This is a genomic window from Actinomycetospora aeridis, from assembly GCF_037400275.1.
In the GTDB taxonomy this organism is placed as follows: domain Bacteria; phylum Actinomycetota; class Actinomycetes; order Mycobacteriales; family Pseudonocardiaceae; genus Actinomycetospora; species Actinomycetospora aeridis.
Genome location: NZ_JBBEGL010000001.1, coordinates 849,006 through 865,883 on the forward strand (window position 1 = coordinate 849,006; position 16,878 = coordinate 865,883).

Annotated in this window: 10 protein-coding genes; 3 read left to right on the forward strand and 7 right to left on the reverse strand. The window is 74.3% G+C overall.

The features are described 5' to 3' along the window. Nucleotides 1-42 precede the first annotated feature (42 nt). Nucleotides 43-360: a thiamine-binding protein gene (locus WCD41_RS04045; RefSeq protein WP_337712079.1), complete on the forward strand. Its 318-nt coding sequence runs from the start codon at nucleotides 43-45 to the stop codon at nucleotides 358-360. Nucleotides 361-449: 89 nt separating this feature from the next. After that, complete coding sequence (locus WCD41_RS04050) at nucleotides 450-1,397, forward strand: tetratricopeptide repeat protein (RefSeq protein ID WP_337712337.1); 948 nt, start codon at nucleotides 450-452, stop codon at nucleotides 1,395-1,397. Nucleotides 1,398-1,457: 60 nt separating this feature from the next. On the opposite strand, the gene WCD41_RS04055 is transcribed toward WCD41_RS04050, so the two are convergent. The 6 genes from WCD41_RS04055 to WCD41_RS04080 all read right to left on the reverse strand — a co-directional run bounded on the left by WCD41_RS04055 (nucleotide 1,458) and on the right by WCD41_RS04080 (nucleotide 11,328). Then, nucleotides 1,458-2,858 (reverse strand): neutral zinc metallopeptidase, encoded by a 1,401-nt coding sequence (locus tag WCD41_RS04055; RefSeq protein WP_373695078.1) that lies wholly within the window; start codon nucleotides 2,856-2,858, stop codon nucleotides 1,458-1,460. 80 nt (nucleotides 2,859-2,938) lie between these two features. Beyond that, on the reverse strand, nucleotides 2,939-5,170 hold the full coding sequence (gene glgB / locus WCD41_RS04060; protein WP_337712081.1) for a 1,4-alpha-glucan branching protein GlgB: 2,232 nt from the start codon (nucleotides 5,168-5,170) through the stop codon (nucleotides 2,939-2,941). A gap of 77 nt (nucleotides 5,171-5,247) precedes the next feature. Further along, a complete protein-coding gene (locus tag WCD41_RS04065) occupies nucleotides 5,248-6,717 on the reverse strand; it encodes a maltokinase N-terminal cap-like domain-containing protein (protein WP_337712082.1) in 1,470 nt (489 codons plus the stop codon). Then, nucleotides 6,717-8,522: a maltose alpha-D-glucosyltransferase gene (gene treS, locus WCD41_RS04070; protein WP_337712083.1), complete on the reverse strand. Its 1,806-nt coding sequence runs from the start codon at nucleotides 8,520-8,522 to the stop codon at nucleotides 6,717-6,719. The genes WCD41_RS04065 and treS overlap by 1 nt, the downstream gene beginning before the upstream one ends. Nucleotides 8,523-8,578: 56 nt before the next feature. Next, nucleotides 8,579-9,091, reverse strand: coding sequence for an FxsA family protein (locus WCD41_RS04075; protein ID WP_337712338.1), 513 nt, complete (start codon nucleotides 9,089-9,091; stop codon nucleotides 8,579-8,581). A 110-nt stretch (nucleotides 9,092-9,201) separates the two neighbouring features. After that, complete coding sequence (locus tag WCD41_RS04080; RefSeq protein WP_337712339.1) at nucleotides 9,202-11,328, reverse strand: maltotransferase domain-containing protein; 2,127 nt, start codon at nucleotides 11,326-11,328, stop codon at nucleotides 9,202-9,204. 1,937 nt (nucleotides 11,329-13,265) lie between these two features. On the opposite strand from WCD41_RS04080, the gene glgP reads away from it, so the two are divergent. After that, complete coding sequence (gene glgP, locus WCD41_RS04085) at nucleotides 13,266-15,809, forward strand: alpha-glucan family phosphorylase (protein ID WP_337712084.1); 2,544 nt, start codon at nucleotides 13,266-13,268, stop codon at nucleotides 15,807-15,809. Nucleotides 15,810-15,862: 53 nt separating this feature from the next. On the opposite strand, the gene WCD41_RS04090 is transcribed toward glgP, so the two are convergent. After that, a complete protein-coding gene (locus WCD41_RS04090) occupies nucleotides 15,863-16,777 on the reverse strand; it encodes a DUF559 domain-containing protein (RefSeq protein ID WP_337712085.1) in 915 nt (304 codons plus the stop codon). Nucleotides 16,778-16,878 lie beyond the last annotated feature (101 nt).

Consider the following 16,878-nt stretch of genomic DNA (forward strand, 5'->3'; position numbering starts at 1 on the left):
CGACGCGGAACCTTACCGTGGGCGCGTGGCACGCTGGGCCTCGTGATCGTGGCGTTCAGCGTGTCCCCGTCGGGTGTGGGCGTCGACGGCTCCCCGGCCGAGGACGGGTCCGTGTCCGAGGCCGTGGCGGCGGCCGTGCGCGTGGTGCGCGAGTCCGGCCTGCCGCACGAGACCTCGTCGATGTTCACCTCGCTCGAGGGGGAGTGGGACGAGGTCATGGACGTCGTCCGGCGGGCCACCGAGGCCGCCGGACGCTACGGGTCGCGGGTGTCGCTCGTCCTCAAGGCCGACATCCGCCCGGGCCACACCGGCCAGATGCAGGCGAAGGTGGCGCGCGTCGAGGAGCGCCTGCGCCCGTAGGTGACGTGCGGCGCCCGAGTGGCAGACTTGGCGTCGTGGCACGTCCCGATTCCCGCCAGGCGGCGCAGGCCGCGGCACTCTCCTCCGCGATGGCCGGGGCCGTCGACCTGTCCGGGCTGAAGGCCCGCGCCGAGGCCCGACCCTCGTCGCCGGGAGCCGCCGGTGACGGCGGCGCCCAGCGTCCCGCGGGCCCGCCCGCCGACGGCGCGGCGCCCCCGACCGTCATCGACGTCACCGAGGCGACGTTCCAGTCCGAGGTCATCGACCGCTCGATGACCGTGCCGGTGGTCGTCGACCTCTGGGCCGAGTGGTGCCAGCCGTGCAAGCAGCTCTCCCCGGTGCTCGAGAAGCTCGCCGCCGAGGGCCGCGGCGCGTGGGTCCTCGCGAAGATCGACGTCGACGCGAACCCGCGCATCTCGCAGGCCTTCCAGGTGCAGTCGATCCCGATGGTGGTCGTCGTCGCCGGCGGCCAGCCCGTGACGTCGTTCCAGGGTGCGCAGCCCGAGCCCCAGCTGCGGGAGTGGATCACCCAGCTGCTCGACGCCCTGCGCGAGCAGATGCCCGGGATCGCCGAGGCCGAGGCCCGCGCCGACGGTGACGCGGCCGCCGAGCCCGTCGAGGAGCCCGAGGACCCGCGCATCGTCGCCGCCGAGGAGGCCCTCGAGCAGGGCGACTACGCCACGGCCGCCGGTGCCTACGAGGCGATCCTCGCGAGCGAGCCGAACCACGCCGAGGCCCAGGCGGCCCTGGCGCAGGTGAAGTTCCTCGAGCGCGCCGAGTCGGCCGACCCGTCGGCGATCGCGCGCGCCGACGCCGCACCCGACGACGTCGACGCGCAGATCGCCGCCGCCGACGCCCAGGTCGCGGCCCAGGACGTCACCGGGGCGTTCGACCGTCTCGTGGCGACGGTGGCGCGCACCGCCGGCGACGAGCGCGACCGCGCCCGGACCCACCTCGTCGAGCTGTTCGAGCTCTTCGGCACCGAGGACGAGCGCGTCACCACGGCCCGCCGCGCCCTGGCCCGCGCGCTGTACTAGTGCCCGACGGAGTGGCTCCGCGGACACTCATCGTACGCGGAGCCACTCCGCTGACACGCCTCAGACGCCGCGCAGACAGGCGTCGGGGCCCCCGGTGACGCCGGCGCGGAAGACGCGGATGCGCTCGTAGCCCGTGCCCGCGGCGGCGACGCCGTCGGTGCCGCGCGAGGGGGTGTCCTCGCGCAGCAGCAGCGTCACGCCCTCGTCGAGGTCGCCGGGGGACAGGGCGAAGGAGCTGCCGCCCGTGCCCACCGCCGCGCTGTAGGCCCCGGCGAGGCAGAGCGCGGCGCGCCCGCCCTCGGCGCCCGTGGTCGGGCGGTTCAGCGCGGCGAGGGCGGCCGTGCCGTACCGGGACGCGAGCAGGGTGCCCGTGGCGTAGTCGCCGATCTGGGCGTGGTCGGTTGGCAGCCGGCCGGCGGCGTCGATGTGCACCGCCGACGGGCCGCCCCCGTCCGGTGCGCACCACGCGACGGGTCCCTGGACCGCGCCGTCGGTGCCCGGGCACGTCGCCTGGTCGCGCTCGGTGCCCGGTGGGGTCCACTGCCCGCCGCGGCGGCGGACCTCCTCGCCGAACCAGCGGTCGAGGTCGGGGACCATGGCGTCGATCAGCGGCTGGAGCCCGAGGTTGCCGCCGGCGCTCTCGTCGGCCTGGGAGCGGAACGACTGCTGGGTGAACTCGCGCTCGCGCCCCATCGCCGCGCACACCGCGGGCTCGCCGTCGAAGCCGTCCTGGAACGAGGAGACGCGGTCGAACGCGTTGCCGTGGGCGTCGGCGTTGCGCGGCGAGGTGCCCACCGGGTCGCGGAACCCGATCAGAGCGCCCATCGCCCCGTCGATGCCGGCCGCGCCGGTGCGCAGGTCGGGCAGGGCGCCGTCGCGCACCTTGCGCAGGAACACGCCGGCGTAGCAGTCGGCCTGGGCCTCGAGCAGGATCGTCGGCGCGTTCTGGAGCGCGCCGGTGCGGTCGAGGCGGCCCTGCACGGCGTGGCCGAACTCGTGCGAGAGCACGACGACCACGGCGGCGTCGCCGAAGTCGCGCCGCAGCTGGGGCAGGAGCTCGCCGCGGTCCCAGGCGATGATGTCCGCGCTGGGGCAGTAGAACGCGGTGCCCTGCACCTCCTGCGGGTTGCGCAGGCAGGGCACGCCCGTCGCGGCGGAGGGACGCCCCGCGCCCGGGTCGACCGAGTAGTAGCCCGCGAGGGGGCGGAACGGCGTGCCGCCGGGCAGGGCCGGGAGCGCCTGACCCCAGAAGCCCTCGAGGTCGCGCAGGGTCGCCGCCGCGAGGCGGTCCTCCTCGCCGCCGTCGGTGCCCCGGATGAAGGACGGGTCGATGCCCGCCGTGACCTCCGGGCCCGCGACCGCCCGCCCGTCCACCGGGAACGCGCACGCCGAGCTGACCAGCACGGCCAGCACCGCACACGCCACCACCAGCGCCCGCACCGATCCCCGCACGCGCGCCATCATGCCGGGCGCGCGCCCGGGGGAGGTGCGGTTCCGCACAACCCGACCGTCGACCTCGCCGCCCTCGCCCCCCGGATCGATCACGCCGGTGCGAGCCAGAGGACACCGTTCGCCGGCAGGGTGACCTCGGCCGAGGCCGGGCGTCCGTGCCAGCTCGTCGACGAGGCGATGACCGCCCCGTAGTTGCCGACCCCGCGCCCGCCGTAGACGTCGGCGTCGGTGTTGAGCACCTCGCGCCAGCGCCCGGTCGACGGGAGCCCCACCCGGTAGTTCGGGTGGTCCGCGCCGGAGAAGTTGACGATGCAGGCCACCGGGTTGCCCGCGCGGTCCTGGCGCACGAACGACAGCACGTTGCCCGTCGCGTCGTTGGCGTCGATCCACGAGAAGCCAGCCGGGTCGGTGTCGAGCTCCCACAGCGGGGGGAGCGACCGGTACGCGGCGTTGAGGTCGCCGACGAGGCGCCGCAGCCCGCCGTGCTGAGGGTCGTCGAGCAGCTCCCAGTCGAGCGAGCGCTCCTCGGACCACTCGCGGACCTGGCCGAACTCGCCGCCCATGAACACCAGCTGCTTGCCGGGATGCGCCCACATGAAGCCGAACAGGGCGCGCACCCCGGCGGCCTTGCGCTCGTCGTCACCGGGCTGGCGCGTCCAGAGCGAGCCCTTGCCGTGCACCACCTCGTCGTGGGAGAGCGGCAGCACGTAGTTCTCGCTGTACGCGTAGGTCATCGAGAACGTCATCTGGTTGTGGTGGAAGCTGCGGTGCACGGGGTCGCGCCCGATGTAGTCGAGCGTGTCGTGCATCCAGCCCATGTTCCACTTGAACCCGAAGCCCAGGCCGCCGAGGTGGGTCGGCCGGGTGACGCCGGGCCACGCCGTCGACTCCTCGGCGATCGTGACGACGCTCGGGTGGTTCTTGTAGACGGTGGCGTTGACCTCCTGGAGGAACGACACCGCCTCGAGGTTCTCGCGGCCGCCGTAGCGGTTGGGCGTCCAGCCGCCGTCGGGGCGCGAGTAGTCGAGGTAGAGCATGGAGGCGACGGCGTCGACGCGCAGGCCGTCGATGTGGAACTCGTCGAGCCAGTACAGCGCGTTGGCGACGAGGAAGTTGCGGACCTGCGAGCGCCCGAAGTCGAACACGAGCGTGCCCCAGTCGAGCTGCTCGCCGCGGCGCGGGTCGCCGTGCTCGTAGCAGGGCGTGCCGTCGAAGCGGGCCAGCGCCCACTCGTCCTTGGGGAAGTGCGCCGGCACCCAGTCGACGATGACGCCGATGCCCGCGCGGTGCAGGCGGTCGACGAAGTAGCGGAAGTCGTCGGGGGAGCCGAAGCGCGAGGTCGGCGCATAGTACGAGCTGACCTGGTAGCCCCACGACCCGCCGAAGGGGTGCTCGGCGACCGGCAGCAGCTCGACGTGGGTGAACCCGGTGTCGGTGAGGTACTCGGCGAGCTGGTCGGCGAGCTCGCGGTACCCCAGCCCCTGGCGCCACGAGCCCAGATGGATCTCGTAGACGCTCATCGGCTCGCTGTGCGGCGCCGACGCGGCCCGCTGCGTCATCCAGTCCTGGTCGGTCCACTCGTGGGTCGACGTCGTCACCACCGAGGCCGGCGTGGGCGGCAGGTCCGCGGCGAAGGCCATCGGGTCGGCCTTGTCCAGCCAGTGCCCGTCCGGGGACAGGATGCGGAACCCGTAGCGGGCGCCGTCGCCGATCCCCGGGACGAACAGCTCCCAGACCCCGGACCCCAGCGCGCGCATCGGCGTCGTGGTGCCGTCCCAGCCGTCGAAGTCGCCGCACACCCGCACGCCGCGCGCGTGGGGCGCCCAGACGGTGAACGAGGTGCCCTCGACGGGGCCGGACGGGGTGGGCCAGCGGCGGAAGTGGGCGCCGAGGGCGTCCCAGAGCCGCTCGTGGCGGCCCTCGCCGATCAGGTGCAGGTCGACGGGGCCGAGCACCGGGGAGAAGCGGTACGGGTCGTCGGCGATGGTCTCGACGGTCTCGCCGGTGGCCTCGTCGGTGCGCCGCGTCGCGAGCCGGTAGCGCGGCAACGGTCCCGGGACGCCGGCGGCGAAGACGCCCGCCGCGTGGACCTCGGCGAGCGGGTAGCGCCCGGCCGTCGGCCCCTCGTCGATGACGACGTCGACGGCGTCCGCGCCCGGGCGCAGCGCGCGCACGATCACCGTGCCCGGCGACTCGGGGTCGCGGTGCGGCCCCAGCACCCCGTGGGGGTCGCGGTGTGAGCCCTCCATCAGCAGGTGGACGTCGAGGTCCGAGGGGGTCGGCGACGCGGGCCCGCGGACTCGGCTACCGGGGACGGACATTGCTCACCACTCCTGCTTCGAGACGGACCGTTCTGCGACAGGTACCCGCGATCGCCGCGGTGATCGCGGGTGGACGCTCAGCGCTCGCCGCGCCCCGCCGGCGCGAGCAGGCGGCGCATCGAGCGCAGCGGGATCGACACCCACCCCGGCCGGTTGCGGGTCTCGTAGAGCACCTCGTACACGGCCTTGTCGAGCTCGTAGGCCCGCAGCAGCTCGGGGGACTCCCGGGGGTCGGTCCCGGCGACCTCCGCGTAGCCGTCGCAGAACGCCGACCGGTTCCGGTCGGCCCACTCCTGCGCACGCCGCTCGAGCTGCGGGTCGGGGTCGTCCGCGGACTGCTCCCACTCGCCGAGCTGGTGGAACGCCGCGTAGTCGAACGAGCGCAGCATCGCGGCGACGTCGCGCAGCGGGGAGTCGGGACGGATCCGGTCGGCCAGGGACTTCGACGGCTCGCCCTCGAAGTCGATGACGAGCCAGCCCGTCGGCGTGCGCAGCTCCTGGCCCAGGTGCAGGTCGCCGTGGATGCGCTGCACCGTCGACGGCCCGGCCGCCGTGACGCCGCGCAGGACGGCGGCGATCGCCTCGCGCTGCTCGGCGACGCCCTCGACGGCGGTGGCGGCGCGCTCGAGGCGCTCGAGCATCCACGCCTCGATCTCCTCGGCGCCGCGGGCGTCGAGCGGCTGGGTGCCCAGCGCCGCCGCCAGCTCGAGGTGCACGGCGGCGACGGTCTTGCCGATGCGGTGGGCCTCGCCGGCGAAGTCGCCGCCGACCTCGTCGGCACGCAGGTCGGCCTCGGCGAGCAGGTCGCGGACGCTCGCCAGCGCCATCGACCAGCCGTCGGCGGAGTTCGACGCGTACGTCTGCAGCATCGCGACGGTCATGGGCTCGGCCGCACCGGACTCGCCCGGCAGCTCGCCCTCGATCGCCCCGAGCAGCGGGGCGACCTCGTGGCTGCCCTGCCGGCCCAGGGCGCGGTGCAGCTCCAGGTCCGGGTTCAGTCCGGCCGTCGCACGCCGGAACAGCTTCATGATCGCGCGCTCGCCGTAGATCACCGAGCTGTTGGACTGCTCGCCGATCAGGGGTCGACCCGGCCCGACGATCGGCGCCTCGGTGTCGGGCTCGGCGATGAACCGCAGGGGGCCTCGCGTGGCGTTCTCGGTGATCAGCGACAGGAACAGGCGGCTGATCCGCCCGTCGGCCAGGCCGTCGTAGACGACGTCCTCCCCGCCCTGCTCGTTGCGCCGTCGCCCGATGACCGCGTACTCCACGTCGGCCGGCGGGCTCTGCTGGACGCCCAGCACGAGCTGATAGCGCTCCTCGGAGCTGCCCGCCGTGTCGGCCGCGTCGGCGAACGACACCGCGATCACCGCGTGCTCGACCCCGGGCGTCTCGTCGGGCGCGGACACCACGCTGTGGCTGACCGTGCGCAGGCCCGCGACCTCGCGGCCCTTGGCCGGGAACCACCGCTGGGTTGGTAGCCAGGCGAGCAGGGCGTCGTGCAGACCGCCGAGCGGGTCGGTTCCGTCGGGCGAGCTCGTGGCGGGCATCAGCGCTCCTCGGCCTCGTGGATGGCGAACCAGTAGAAGCCGTGTCCGGGAAGGGTCAACAGGTACGGCAGTTCCCCGATCGCCGGGAACGGCACACCCCCCGTGAGCTCCGTGGGCACCCGGTCCTTCCATGCGATGAGGTCGAGCTCCACCGGCTGGGGGAACCTCGACATGTTGTTCACGCAGAGCACGACGTCGCGGTGGCCCTCGGCGTCGACGTGCTCGCGCACGTAGGCCAGCACGCTCGGGTTGGAGCCGCCGAGCTCGTGGAAGGACCCGAGCCCGAACGCCGGGTGCTGCTTGCGGATGTCGATCATCCGGCGGTTCCAGTGCAGCAGGCTCGCCGTCGAGTTCGACTGCGCCTCGACGTTCACCGCCTGGTAGCCGTAGACCGGGTCCATGATGATCGGCAGGTTGAGCCGGCCCGGGTCGCACGTGGAGAAGCCGGCGTTGCGGTCGGGCGTCCACTGCATCGGGCTGCGGACGCCGTCGCGGTCGCCGAGCCAGATGTTGTCGCCCATCCCGATCTCGTCGCCGTAGTAGAGGACGGGGCTGCCGGGCAGCGAGAGCAGCAGCGCGGTGAACAGCTCGAGCTGGTTGCGGTCGTTCTCGAGCAGCGGGGCCAGCCGCCGGCGGATGCCGATGTTGGCCTTCATGCGCGGGTCCTTGGCGTACTCCGCGTACATGTAGTCGCGCTCGTCGTCGGTGACCATCTCGAGCGTGAGCTCGTCGTGGTTGCGCAGGAAGATGCCCCACTGGGCCTTCTCCGGGATCGCCGGCGTCTGCGCCAGGATCTCCGAGATCGGGAACCGGGACTCGCGCCGGACCGCCATGAAGATGCGCGGCATCAGCGGGAAGTGGAACGCCATGTGGCACTCGTCGCCGCCGACCTCGGCGTCGCCGAAGTACTCCACGACGTCGGCGGGCCACTGGTTGGCCTCGGCGAGCAGCACCCGGCCGGGGTACTCGTCGTCGACCACCTTGCGGCAGCGCTTGAGGAACGCGTGGGTCTCGGGGAGGTTCTCGCCGTTGGTGCCGTCGCGCTCGTAGAGGTACGGCACGGCGTCGAGACGGAACCCGTCGATGCCCAGGTCCAGCCAGAACCGCAGCGCGTCGATCATCGCCTCGCACACGGCCGGGTTGTCGAAGTTGAGGTCCGGCTGGTGGGAGAAGAAGCGGTGCCAGTAGAACTGGCCGCGCACCGAGTCGTACGTCCAGTTCGACGACTCGGTGTCGACGAAGATGATCCGCGCGTCGGCGTAGCGGGTGTCGTCGTCGGACCACACGTAGAAGTCGCCGTACGGCCCCTCCGGGTCGCGGCGCGACTCCTGGAACCAGTGGTGCTGGTCCGACGTGTGGTTCATGACCAGGTCGGTGATGACGCGGATCCCGCGGGCGTGCGCCTGGTCGAGCAGCTCGACGAAGTCCTCCGTGCTGCCGAACTCCGGCAGCACCTTGCGGTAGTCGCGGATGTCGTAGCCGCCGTCGCGCAGCGGGGAGTCGTAGAACGGCGGCAGCCAGACGCAGTCGACGCCGAGCCACGCGAGGTAGTCGAGCTTGTCGGTGAGCCCGGAGAGGTCGCCGAACCCGTCGCGGTTGGAGTCCGCGAACGCCCGGACCAGCACCTCGTAGAAGACCGCACGCTTGTACCACTCGTCGTCGACGGGCAGCGTCCGCGCATGTCGGAAGTCGTCCGCGCTGGGTTCCTCGACGGCCGAGACGCCGTGGTCCTCGGTGACGTCGCGGACATGGTCCTCATCGCTCGGCGCGGAGGCGATGGCGCTCGCGCTGACTCCCTCGTTCATCAGGCGTCACGCTAGTGGTCGGGGGCGCGGGACCGGTGCCCCGGGCGGGCATCCGCTCAGGTCGAGGGACGGCCGTCGTCCCCGCGGTCGACGACCTCGCCCTCGATGACCGTGCCGCGGAACGACCCGGTGTCCAGCCGACCGGGGCCCGCGGGGCTCGCGGGACCCCACGCTGGACCGCCGGCACCCACGACCGTCACCGACGGACCGACCCGGGCGCTGCCGGCACGGACGGCGCGGTCCGCGGCGCGACGCGCCAGGGCCCGGCGCACCGGCGGGACCAGCAGCACGAGCGCCGCGAGCGTCGACAGCAGGCCGGGCACGACCAGCAGGACGCCGGCGAGCGCGACGTACATCCCGTCGGCGACCTCGGCCTCGGCGGGGCGGCCGCGGCGTGCCGCGTCCATCAGCGCCGTCATCGACCGGCGGCCCTCCCGCCGGATCGCCCAGGCCCCGAGGACCGCGGAGAGCACGAGCACCCCGAGCAGTCCCCAGAACCCGACGGCCTGGCCGACCAGGACCAGCACGGTGATCTCGACGGCCAGATAGACCGCGAGGGCGACGAGCATGCGCACGGTGACCTCCCAGGGCTCTCGTCCTCCACAACGCGCGGAGACCCTGGATCGTGCCCGATGCGCCCGGTTCTCAGCGGGCGCACAGGGTCACGGGATGCGGTCGCCTACCGCCGCAGCACCGAGATGATGTGGCAGACGTCGCGCCACGGCTCGATGCGGACGAAGTTGGTCTCGCCCCACTCGAAGGTCTGCCCGCTGACCTCGTCGAACGCGCCGAACCGGTCCTGCCACTCCAGGCCCAGCGCCGGCATGTCGAGGTGCACGTTGCCCTCCTCGACGCCGTAGGGGTTGAGCGTGACGACGCAGAGCACCGTGTCGCCGGTGTGCGGGTCGGTCTTCGAGTAGGCGAGCAGCGCCTCGTTGTCGGTCTCGTGGAACCGCAGCGTGCGGAGCTGGCGCAGGGCGGGGTGGTCCCGGCGCAGCTGGTTGAGCCGCGTGATCCACGGCTCGAGGCTGCGGCCCTCGGCCAGCGCGCCCGCGAAGTCGCGGGGACGCAGCTGGTACTTCTCCGAGTCGAGGTACTCCTCGCTGCCCGGACGCACCGGCTGGTGCTCGAAGAGCTCGAAGCCCGCGTAGACCCCCCAGGCCGGCGAGAGCGTGGCCGCCAGCGCCGCCCGCAGCGCGAACATGCCCGGGCCGCCGACCTGCAGCGACTCGTGGAGGATGTCCGGGGTGTTGACGAAGCAGTTCGGCCGGCACTCGTCGAGCCGGTCGCGGTGCATCTCGAAGAACTCGCGGAGCTCGTCGCGCCCCGTGCGCCACGTGAAGTAGGTGTACGACTGGCTGAACCCGGCCTTGGCCAGCCCGAACAGCCGCGCGGGACGGGTGAACGCCTCGGCCAGGAACACCACGCCCGGGTCGCGGCGGTGCACCTCGGCGATCAGCCAGTTCCAGAAGTTCGGCGGCTTGGTGTGCGGGTTGTCGACCCGGAACACGCGCACACCGTGGTCCATCCAGTACAGGACGACGCGCAGGACCTCGGCGTAGATCCCCTCGGGGTCGGTGTCGAAGTTGACCGGGTAGATGTCCTGGTACTTCTTCGGCGGGTTCTCGGCGTACGCGATCGTCCCGTCGGGCCGGATCGTGAACCACTCCGGGTGCTCGGCGGCCCACGGGTGGTCCGGGGCGCACTGCAGCGCGAGGTCCAGCGCGACCTCGAGACCCAGGTCGTGGGCGTGCGCGACGAACGCGTCGAAGTCCTCGATCGTGCCGAGGTTCGGGTCGATCGCGTCGTGCCCGCCCGCCGCCGAGCCGATCGCCCACGGCGACCCGACGTCGTCCGGCCCCGGGGTGAGGGTGTTGTTCGGGCCCTTGCGGTTGACCGTGCCCACCGGGTGGATCGGCGGCAGGTAGGCGATGTCGAAGCCCATGGCCGCGGCGCGGTCGAGCTCGCGCGTGGCCGTGGCGAACGTGCCGTGCACCGGGCGGCCCTCGTCGTCCCAGCCGCCGGTGGAGCGCGGGAAGAACTCGTACCAGGCCCCGTCGAGGGCGAGCGAGCGCTCGACCTGCACGTGGTGGGTCTCGCCGCGGGTCACCAGTTCGCGGACGGGGTTCTCGGTCATCGTGCGGTGCACCGGCGCCGAGAGGGCGAGCCGGAGGCGCTCGGGGAGGTCCTTGTCGGTGTCGCGGAGCTGCTCGGCGGCCCGGGTGAGGGAGTGGGCGAGCTCGAGCGCGGGCGGCATGGCGATCCCGCCGGTCCGCTCGCCCACGGGCTCGTCGTCGGCGAGGCGCGGGGTGTCGCGCAGGCGCTGCTGGATGCCCTCGGCGCCGCGCTCGAGCAGCCGGGCGCCGGTCTCGAGGTCGTTGGCGAGCTCCGACGCGCCTTGACCCGCGCGGGTCTTGACGTCGACGGCGTGCCGCCACGTCGCCCACGGGTCGCTCCAGGCGTCGATCCGGAAGCTCCACAGACCCTCGGCGTCCGGGACGACCTGGCCCGCGAACCGGTCGGTCAGCGGGCCGGTCGGCGTCATGCGCGTGCTGCGCGGGGCCTCGTCGCCGCACGGGATCCCGGCGTCGGGGTCCTGGCCGTGGCTCGCCGCCGAGCAGCGTTGCCAGACGACCGTCGCCGCGACGGCGTCGTGGCCCTCGCGCCAGACCGATGCCGCGACGGGCACGACCTCGCCCACCACGGCCTTCGACGGGAAGCGACCGCCCGAGACCTCGGGGGTGACCTCGTCGATCCCGATCCGGCCCTGGGGGAGGTGGTGGCGGTCGACCGCCTCGGCGGGGATGCCGGGGGTGGTCGGCTGGGGTCCGGGCGTCCCGCGGGTGGCGAGCGGCTCGGGCTCGGGCTCCGGCGCGGGGTCCGGCTCCGCGACGGTGGTCGGCGGCTCCGTGCCCGGGTCGGTCGACGGGGCGCCCGCCGGCTCCTCCGCGGGGACGTCCGCGCCCGTCGGGTCGGGCTCGGTGACGTCACCGGGGGACGGTGCGTCACCGCCCTGACGGGTGGCTGCAATACCGGCGGCGCCGAGCGCGCCGGCCGCCGCGACACCGGTGAAGGCCGTCGTGGCGTCCGGGCCGTCCGAGGCCGGGACCTCGTCGCGCGGGGCGTCCGGCGCGAGGCTGTGGACGTGCGCGTCGGGGTCGACGCTCACCGGGCCGACGCCGAGGGGGTCGTCGTCGGTGCTGTCGGTGTTGTCGGTGCTGTCGGGGCTGCTCCCCGACGGGGCCGGGTCGGTCGACCCGTGTCCTGGGGACACGGGTCGGAAGGGCTCGTCGGTGGGCTCGTCGGTGGGGACCTCGTCGGCCGGGGGCGCGAGGGGCGAGGAGAACGAGGGCGACGACGACGGCGCGGGGGGCGTCGGCGGGGTCGAGAACGCCGACGGCCGCGCGGGCGGCGGAGCCCAGGGCGTGCTGGTCGACGGCGTGCTGGCCGACGGCGTGCTGGCGGCCGCCGCGGAGCCGGGACGCTCGCCGCCGGCCTCGTTGGCCGGGCGGGCCTCCTCGTCGACGCGGGTCTCGTCGTCCGAGCGACCGAGGCCGGCGCCTCCGGCGACACCCGCGGCGACCCCGGCGACGCCGAGCCCGGCCGCGCCGGCCGCGGTGGGGCGCCAACCGCGGGCGCGATCGGGTCCCTCGTCGGCGGCGGTGTCGCCGGTGGCGCCGACCGTCGGGGTGCTGGGGCTGATCCGGGTCGTGACCGGGTCGTCCTCGTCCGCCTGAGCAGGGGTGCCGGTGTCCTTGGCCGCCTCCTCGGGGAAGGGGGCGTAGGGCGTGCGGGGGGTGAACCACGACGGGTCCGACGCCGGGGGCACCGCGGCGTCCACGGCGTCCCCAGAGTCCACGGAGTGCTCGGTGGCAGGACGGCCCTCGGGACGCGCGATCCCGTCGCGCGCCGTGGGGTCGGGCTCGCGGTCCGACGACGAACTCATGTCCGGTCCGCTACCCGCAACGGGCGGAGTCGATGCGGACGGGGGACGGGAGGTCGGTGAGGGGGAGCGGGAGGGGCGGCCGGTGGCGATCCCCCAGGGCGGCGTCGCGGGGCGCCGCCACGGCGGCAGGCTCGGCGCCGGTGGGCGACGGGCGTCGAGGTCGGGTGCGTCGCCGCCGACGGCCCGGAAGCCGCCCGACGGGGGCCCGCCGGCCGCGGGGAAGGGGCCGGAGGCGGGGAACGGGCCGGAGGCGGGGAACGGGCCGGAGGAGGGGTGGTCGGCCGGGTCCGGGGAGGCGAACGGGCCGGACGGGGCGACCGTCCCGGGCGCGGGGAACGGTCCCGAGGCCGGACCGGGCACGGGGAAGGGCCCGGTGGTCGGGCGGGCGTCCGGAGGTGGCGGGGGACCGACCTCGACGTCCTCGGCGGGTCCCCAGTTCTCCCGGCGACGGCGCCACGAGCCGGAGGACGGCCCGGTGACGACCTCGCCGCGGGGGACCTCGCGGTGGGGGTCGCGGCGGCCGTCGTAGCCCCCGTAGCTCTCCTCGAACGGCGGCGTGCTGGCGCCGTCGGAACCGACCGCCGGCTGCCCGCCGGTCACGGGGTACCGCGGCTCGGTCGGCCGTTCCTGCGGCTGCTCCCGGAGGTCCTCCCGGGGCTCCTCGGCCCCCTTCGACCGTCGTCCGGACCGCCACCATCTCCCCAGCGCGCTCACGCGACGCAGCGTAGTCATCGGATCGATCCAGGGGAGGTGGGCCCGCACGGCGCGTCGGGGGTCGAGCCGTAGGCTCCCCGCGCGTGAAGGCTCTGCGTCGCTTCTCCGTCCGCGCCCAGCTCCCGGCGGCCCTCGCGCCCCTGCAGGAGCTCGCCACCAACCTGCGCTGGACGTGGCACGGGCCCACCCAGGATCTGTTCGCGACCGTCGACGAGGCGGCGTGGCGCTCGACCGGTGGCGACCCGGTCCGGCTGCTCGGCGAGGTGCGCCCCCAGCGTCTGGCCGAGCTCGCCGAGGACGCCGCGTTCGTGGGCCGGGTGCAGGAGCGCGCGGAGGACCTGCGCACCTACCTCGGGGAGCCGCGCTGGTACCAGGCGCAGGCCCGGAGCTCGGCCGACCTCCCGTCGGTCGTCGGGTACTTCTCCATGGAGTTCGGGGTCAGCGAGGTGCTGCCGAACTACTCGGGCGGCCTCGGCATCCTCGCGGGCGACCACCTCAAGGCGGCGAGCGATCTCGGGGTCCCCCTGGTCGCCGTCGGCCTTCTGTATCGATCTGGATACTTCCGGCAGTCGCTCTCCCTCGACGGGTGGCAGCAGGAGCACTACCCCGCGCTCGACCCGCAGGGCCTGCCGCTGCACCTGCTCGCCGACGCGTCGGGCACCCCGGTGCTGGTCGGCGTCGCGATGCCCGAGGGCCGCACGCTGCGGGCGCGGGTGTGGCAGGCGTCGGTGGGGCGGGTGCCGCTGCTGCTGCTCGACGCCGACATCGAGGAGAACGACCCCGACCTGCGCCAGGTCACCGACCGCCTCTACGGCGGCGACGCCGAGCACCGCATCCGCCAGGAGATCCTCGTCGGGATCGGCGGGGTGCGCGCCGTCCGGGCGTTCTGCGCGCTCACCGGCCACCCGTCGCCCGAGGTGTTCCACACCAACGAGGGCCACGCCGGCTTCCTGGGCCTCGAGCGCATCCGCGAGCTCGTCGCCGACGCCGGGCTCGAGTTCGACCAGGCGCTCGCCTCCGTCCGCGCCGGCACCGTCTTCACGACGCACACCCCGGTGCCCGCCGGCATCGACCGCTTCCCGGTCGGGCTCGTCGAGCACTACTTCACCGCCGACATGCTGCCCGGCATCGAGCCGGCCCGGGTGCTGTCGCTCGGGCGCGAGCCGGCGGGCGACATGTTCAACATGGCCCACATGGGCCTGCGGCTCGCGCAGCGCTCCAACGGCGTCTCCCAGCTGCACGGCGAGGTCTCGCGGGGGATGTTCCAGAGCCTGTGGGGTGGGTTCGACGCCCCGGAGGTGCCGATCGGCTCGGTGACCAACGGCGTCCACGGCCCCACCTGGACCGCCCGCGAGATCGGCGGCCTCACCGCCGGCGCCGAGGCCGCCGGCAGCCCGGAGCTGTTCGGGGTGTCCGACGCGATGCTCTGGGAGATGCGCGGCACGCTGCGCCGGCGTCTCGTCGAGGAGGTCCGCCGCCGGGTCAGGGCGTCGTGGCTGCAGCGCGGCGCCTCGGAGCCCGAGCTGGCGTGGACCGAGCGCGTGTTCGACCCCGACGTGCTCACCATCGGCTTCGCCCGCCGCGTGCCGACCTACAAGCGGCTCACGCTGATGCTGCGCGACCAGGAGCGGCTGCGGTCGATCCTGCTCGACCCGGAGCGCCCGGTGCAGCTGGTGATCGCCGGCAAGTCGCACCCCGCGGACGAGGCCGGCAAGGGCCTCATCCAGCAGATGGTGCGGTTCGCCGACGACCCCGCGATCCGCCACCGCATCACGTTCCTGCCCGACTACGACATGTCGATGGCGCGCTACCTCTACTGGGGCTGCGACGTCTGGCTGAACAACCCGCTGCGCCCGCTCGAGGCGTGCGGGACGTCGGGGATGAAGTCGGCGCTCAACGGCGGGCTGAACCTGTCGGTGCGCGACGGCTGGTGGGACGAGCTCTACGACGGTCGCAACGGCTGGGCGATCCCGACCGCCGACGGCGTCGACGACCCGGACCGCCGCGACGACATCGAGGCGAACGCGCTCTACGAGCTGCTGGGCACGACCGTCGCGCCGCTGTTCTACGACCGCGGCGCCGACGGTGTGCCCGACCGCTGGACCTCGCTGGTGCGGCACACCCTCGCCTCGCTCTCGCCGAAGGTGCAGGCGACGCGGATGGTCACCGACTACGTCGAGCAGTGGTACGTCCCGGCCGCCCGGTCCGCCGCGCGGGTGCTCGCCGACGGGTACGCCGGCGCGAAGGAGCTCGCGAACTACCGGGCCCGCCTGGACGCCGCCTGGGCGTCGGTGGCCGTGGCCGAGGTCGACGCCTCGGGCGGCGCGGACACCCCGGTGCTGGGCGCGCCGATGACCGTGCGGGCCGAGGTCGAGCTCGGCGGCCTCGACCCGGACGAGGTGCTCGTGCAGGCCGTGGTCGGGCGGGCCGACGACGCCGACGAGCTCTCGGAGTCGGTCGTGACGCCGATGACCTCCATCGGGCGCGGGCACGACGGCTCGCACCGCTTCGAGGCCGTCGTCGCCCTGCCCCACGCGGGCGTGCTCGGCTACACCGTGCGCGTCCTGCCGCGCCACGACCTGCTGGCGGCGCCGGTCGAGCTGGGCCGCGTGGTCCTGCCGGCCTGAGATCCGGATTCGTGGAGCGCGCGTTCCGCTGAGCGGAGCGCACGCTCCACTCATCAGGATCTTGCGCGGAGCGTCGCGCGCAGGCGGGCGACGAATACGTCGGGCGCCTGGCGCAGCTCGTACCAGTGCGTGCGCAGGACGACCCAGCCGGCCGCGGCGAGTGCCGACTGACGGGGCCCGTCGACGAGGAACGCGCGCAGGTCACGGTGGTAGGCCCACCCGTCGACCTCGACGATCACCTTCTCCTCGTCGAACACCACGTCGCCCAGGGCGCGGCCGTACCCGGGGAGGTCGATGCCGGTGTTGGCCGACCATCCGGTGATGCCGACGGCGCGCATCTCGCGGTGCAGCGCCCGCTCGGCCCACGACCGCGCCCCGCCCGCGGCCAGCGCGACGATCTGGGCACCGATGGTGGCCCCGCGCCGTCCGGCGGTGCGCGTGTGCGCCTCGCGCAGGCTCTCGACGGTCACCGAGCCCTTCTGCAGGGCGGTGTCGGCCACCGTCGCGCCGTCGTCGAGCCCGAGTTCCGCGGCCGCGTCGAGGACGGTGAGGGCGCGGGAGGTCACGGCGACCCCGGAGAGCTTCGTGCGGTCCACGGACGCGATGGCTCTGCGCACGATGTCGACGTCGTCGCGTGGGCGGGGGCGGCGACCCGGGGGGACGGCGACCTGTGTCCGGGGCGGCGGGGTGTCGCAGAAGCCCCACCACCACGCCGCCGAGGTGCCGACCAGCGTCGCGTCCGGGCCCAGCGAGAGCAGGGCCGTGACGGTCCGGGATCGTGCCGTCTTGTTGTGCTCGCCCACCTGGTAGACGCGCGGGCCCGCCGGGAACCACGCCTTCGTCGCGACCTTGCGCGCCACCGCCTGGCGCGAGTACCCGGCCTTGACGGCCTGCTCGAGGCTGACGACGCCGTGCTGGCGCCGGATCAGCTTCCGGAGCTCGATGTGCTGCTGGTGCTTGGTGCTCACGCGTGGTTCGACGCAGCACGGGAGCCCTCGGATCCATCCCGTGCGCCGGAAGATCTGCACGAGGGGAGCGCGCGTTCCGCGCAGCGGAGCGCACGCTCCCC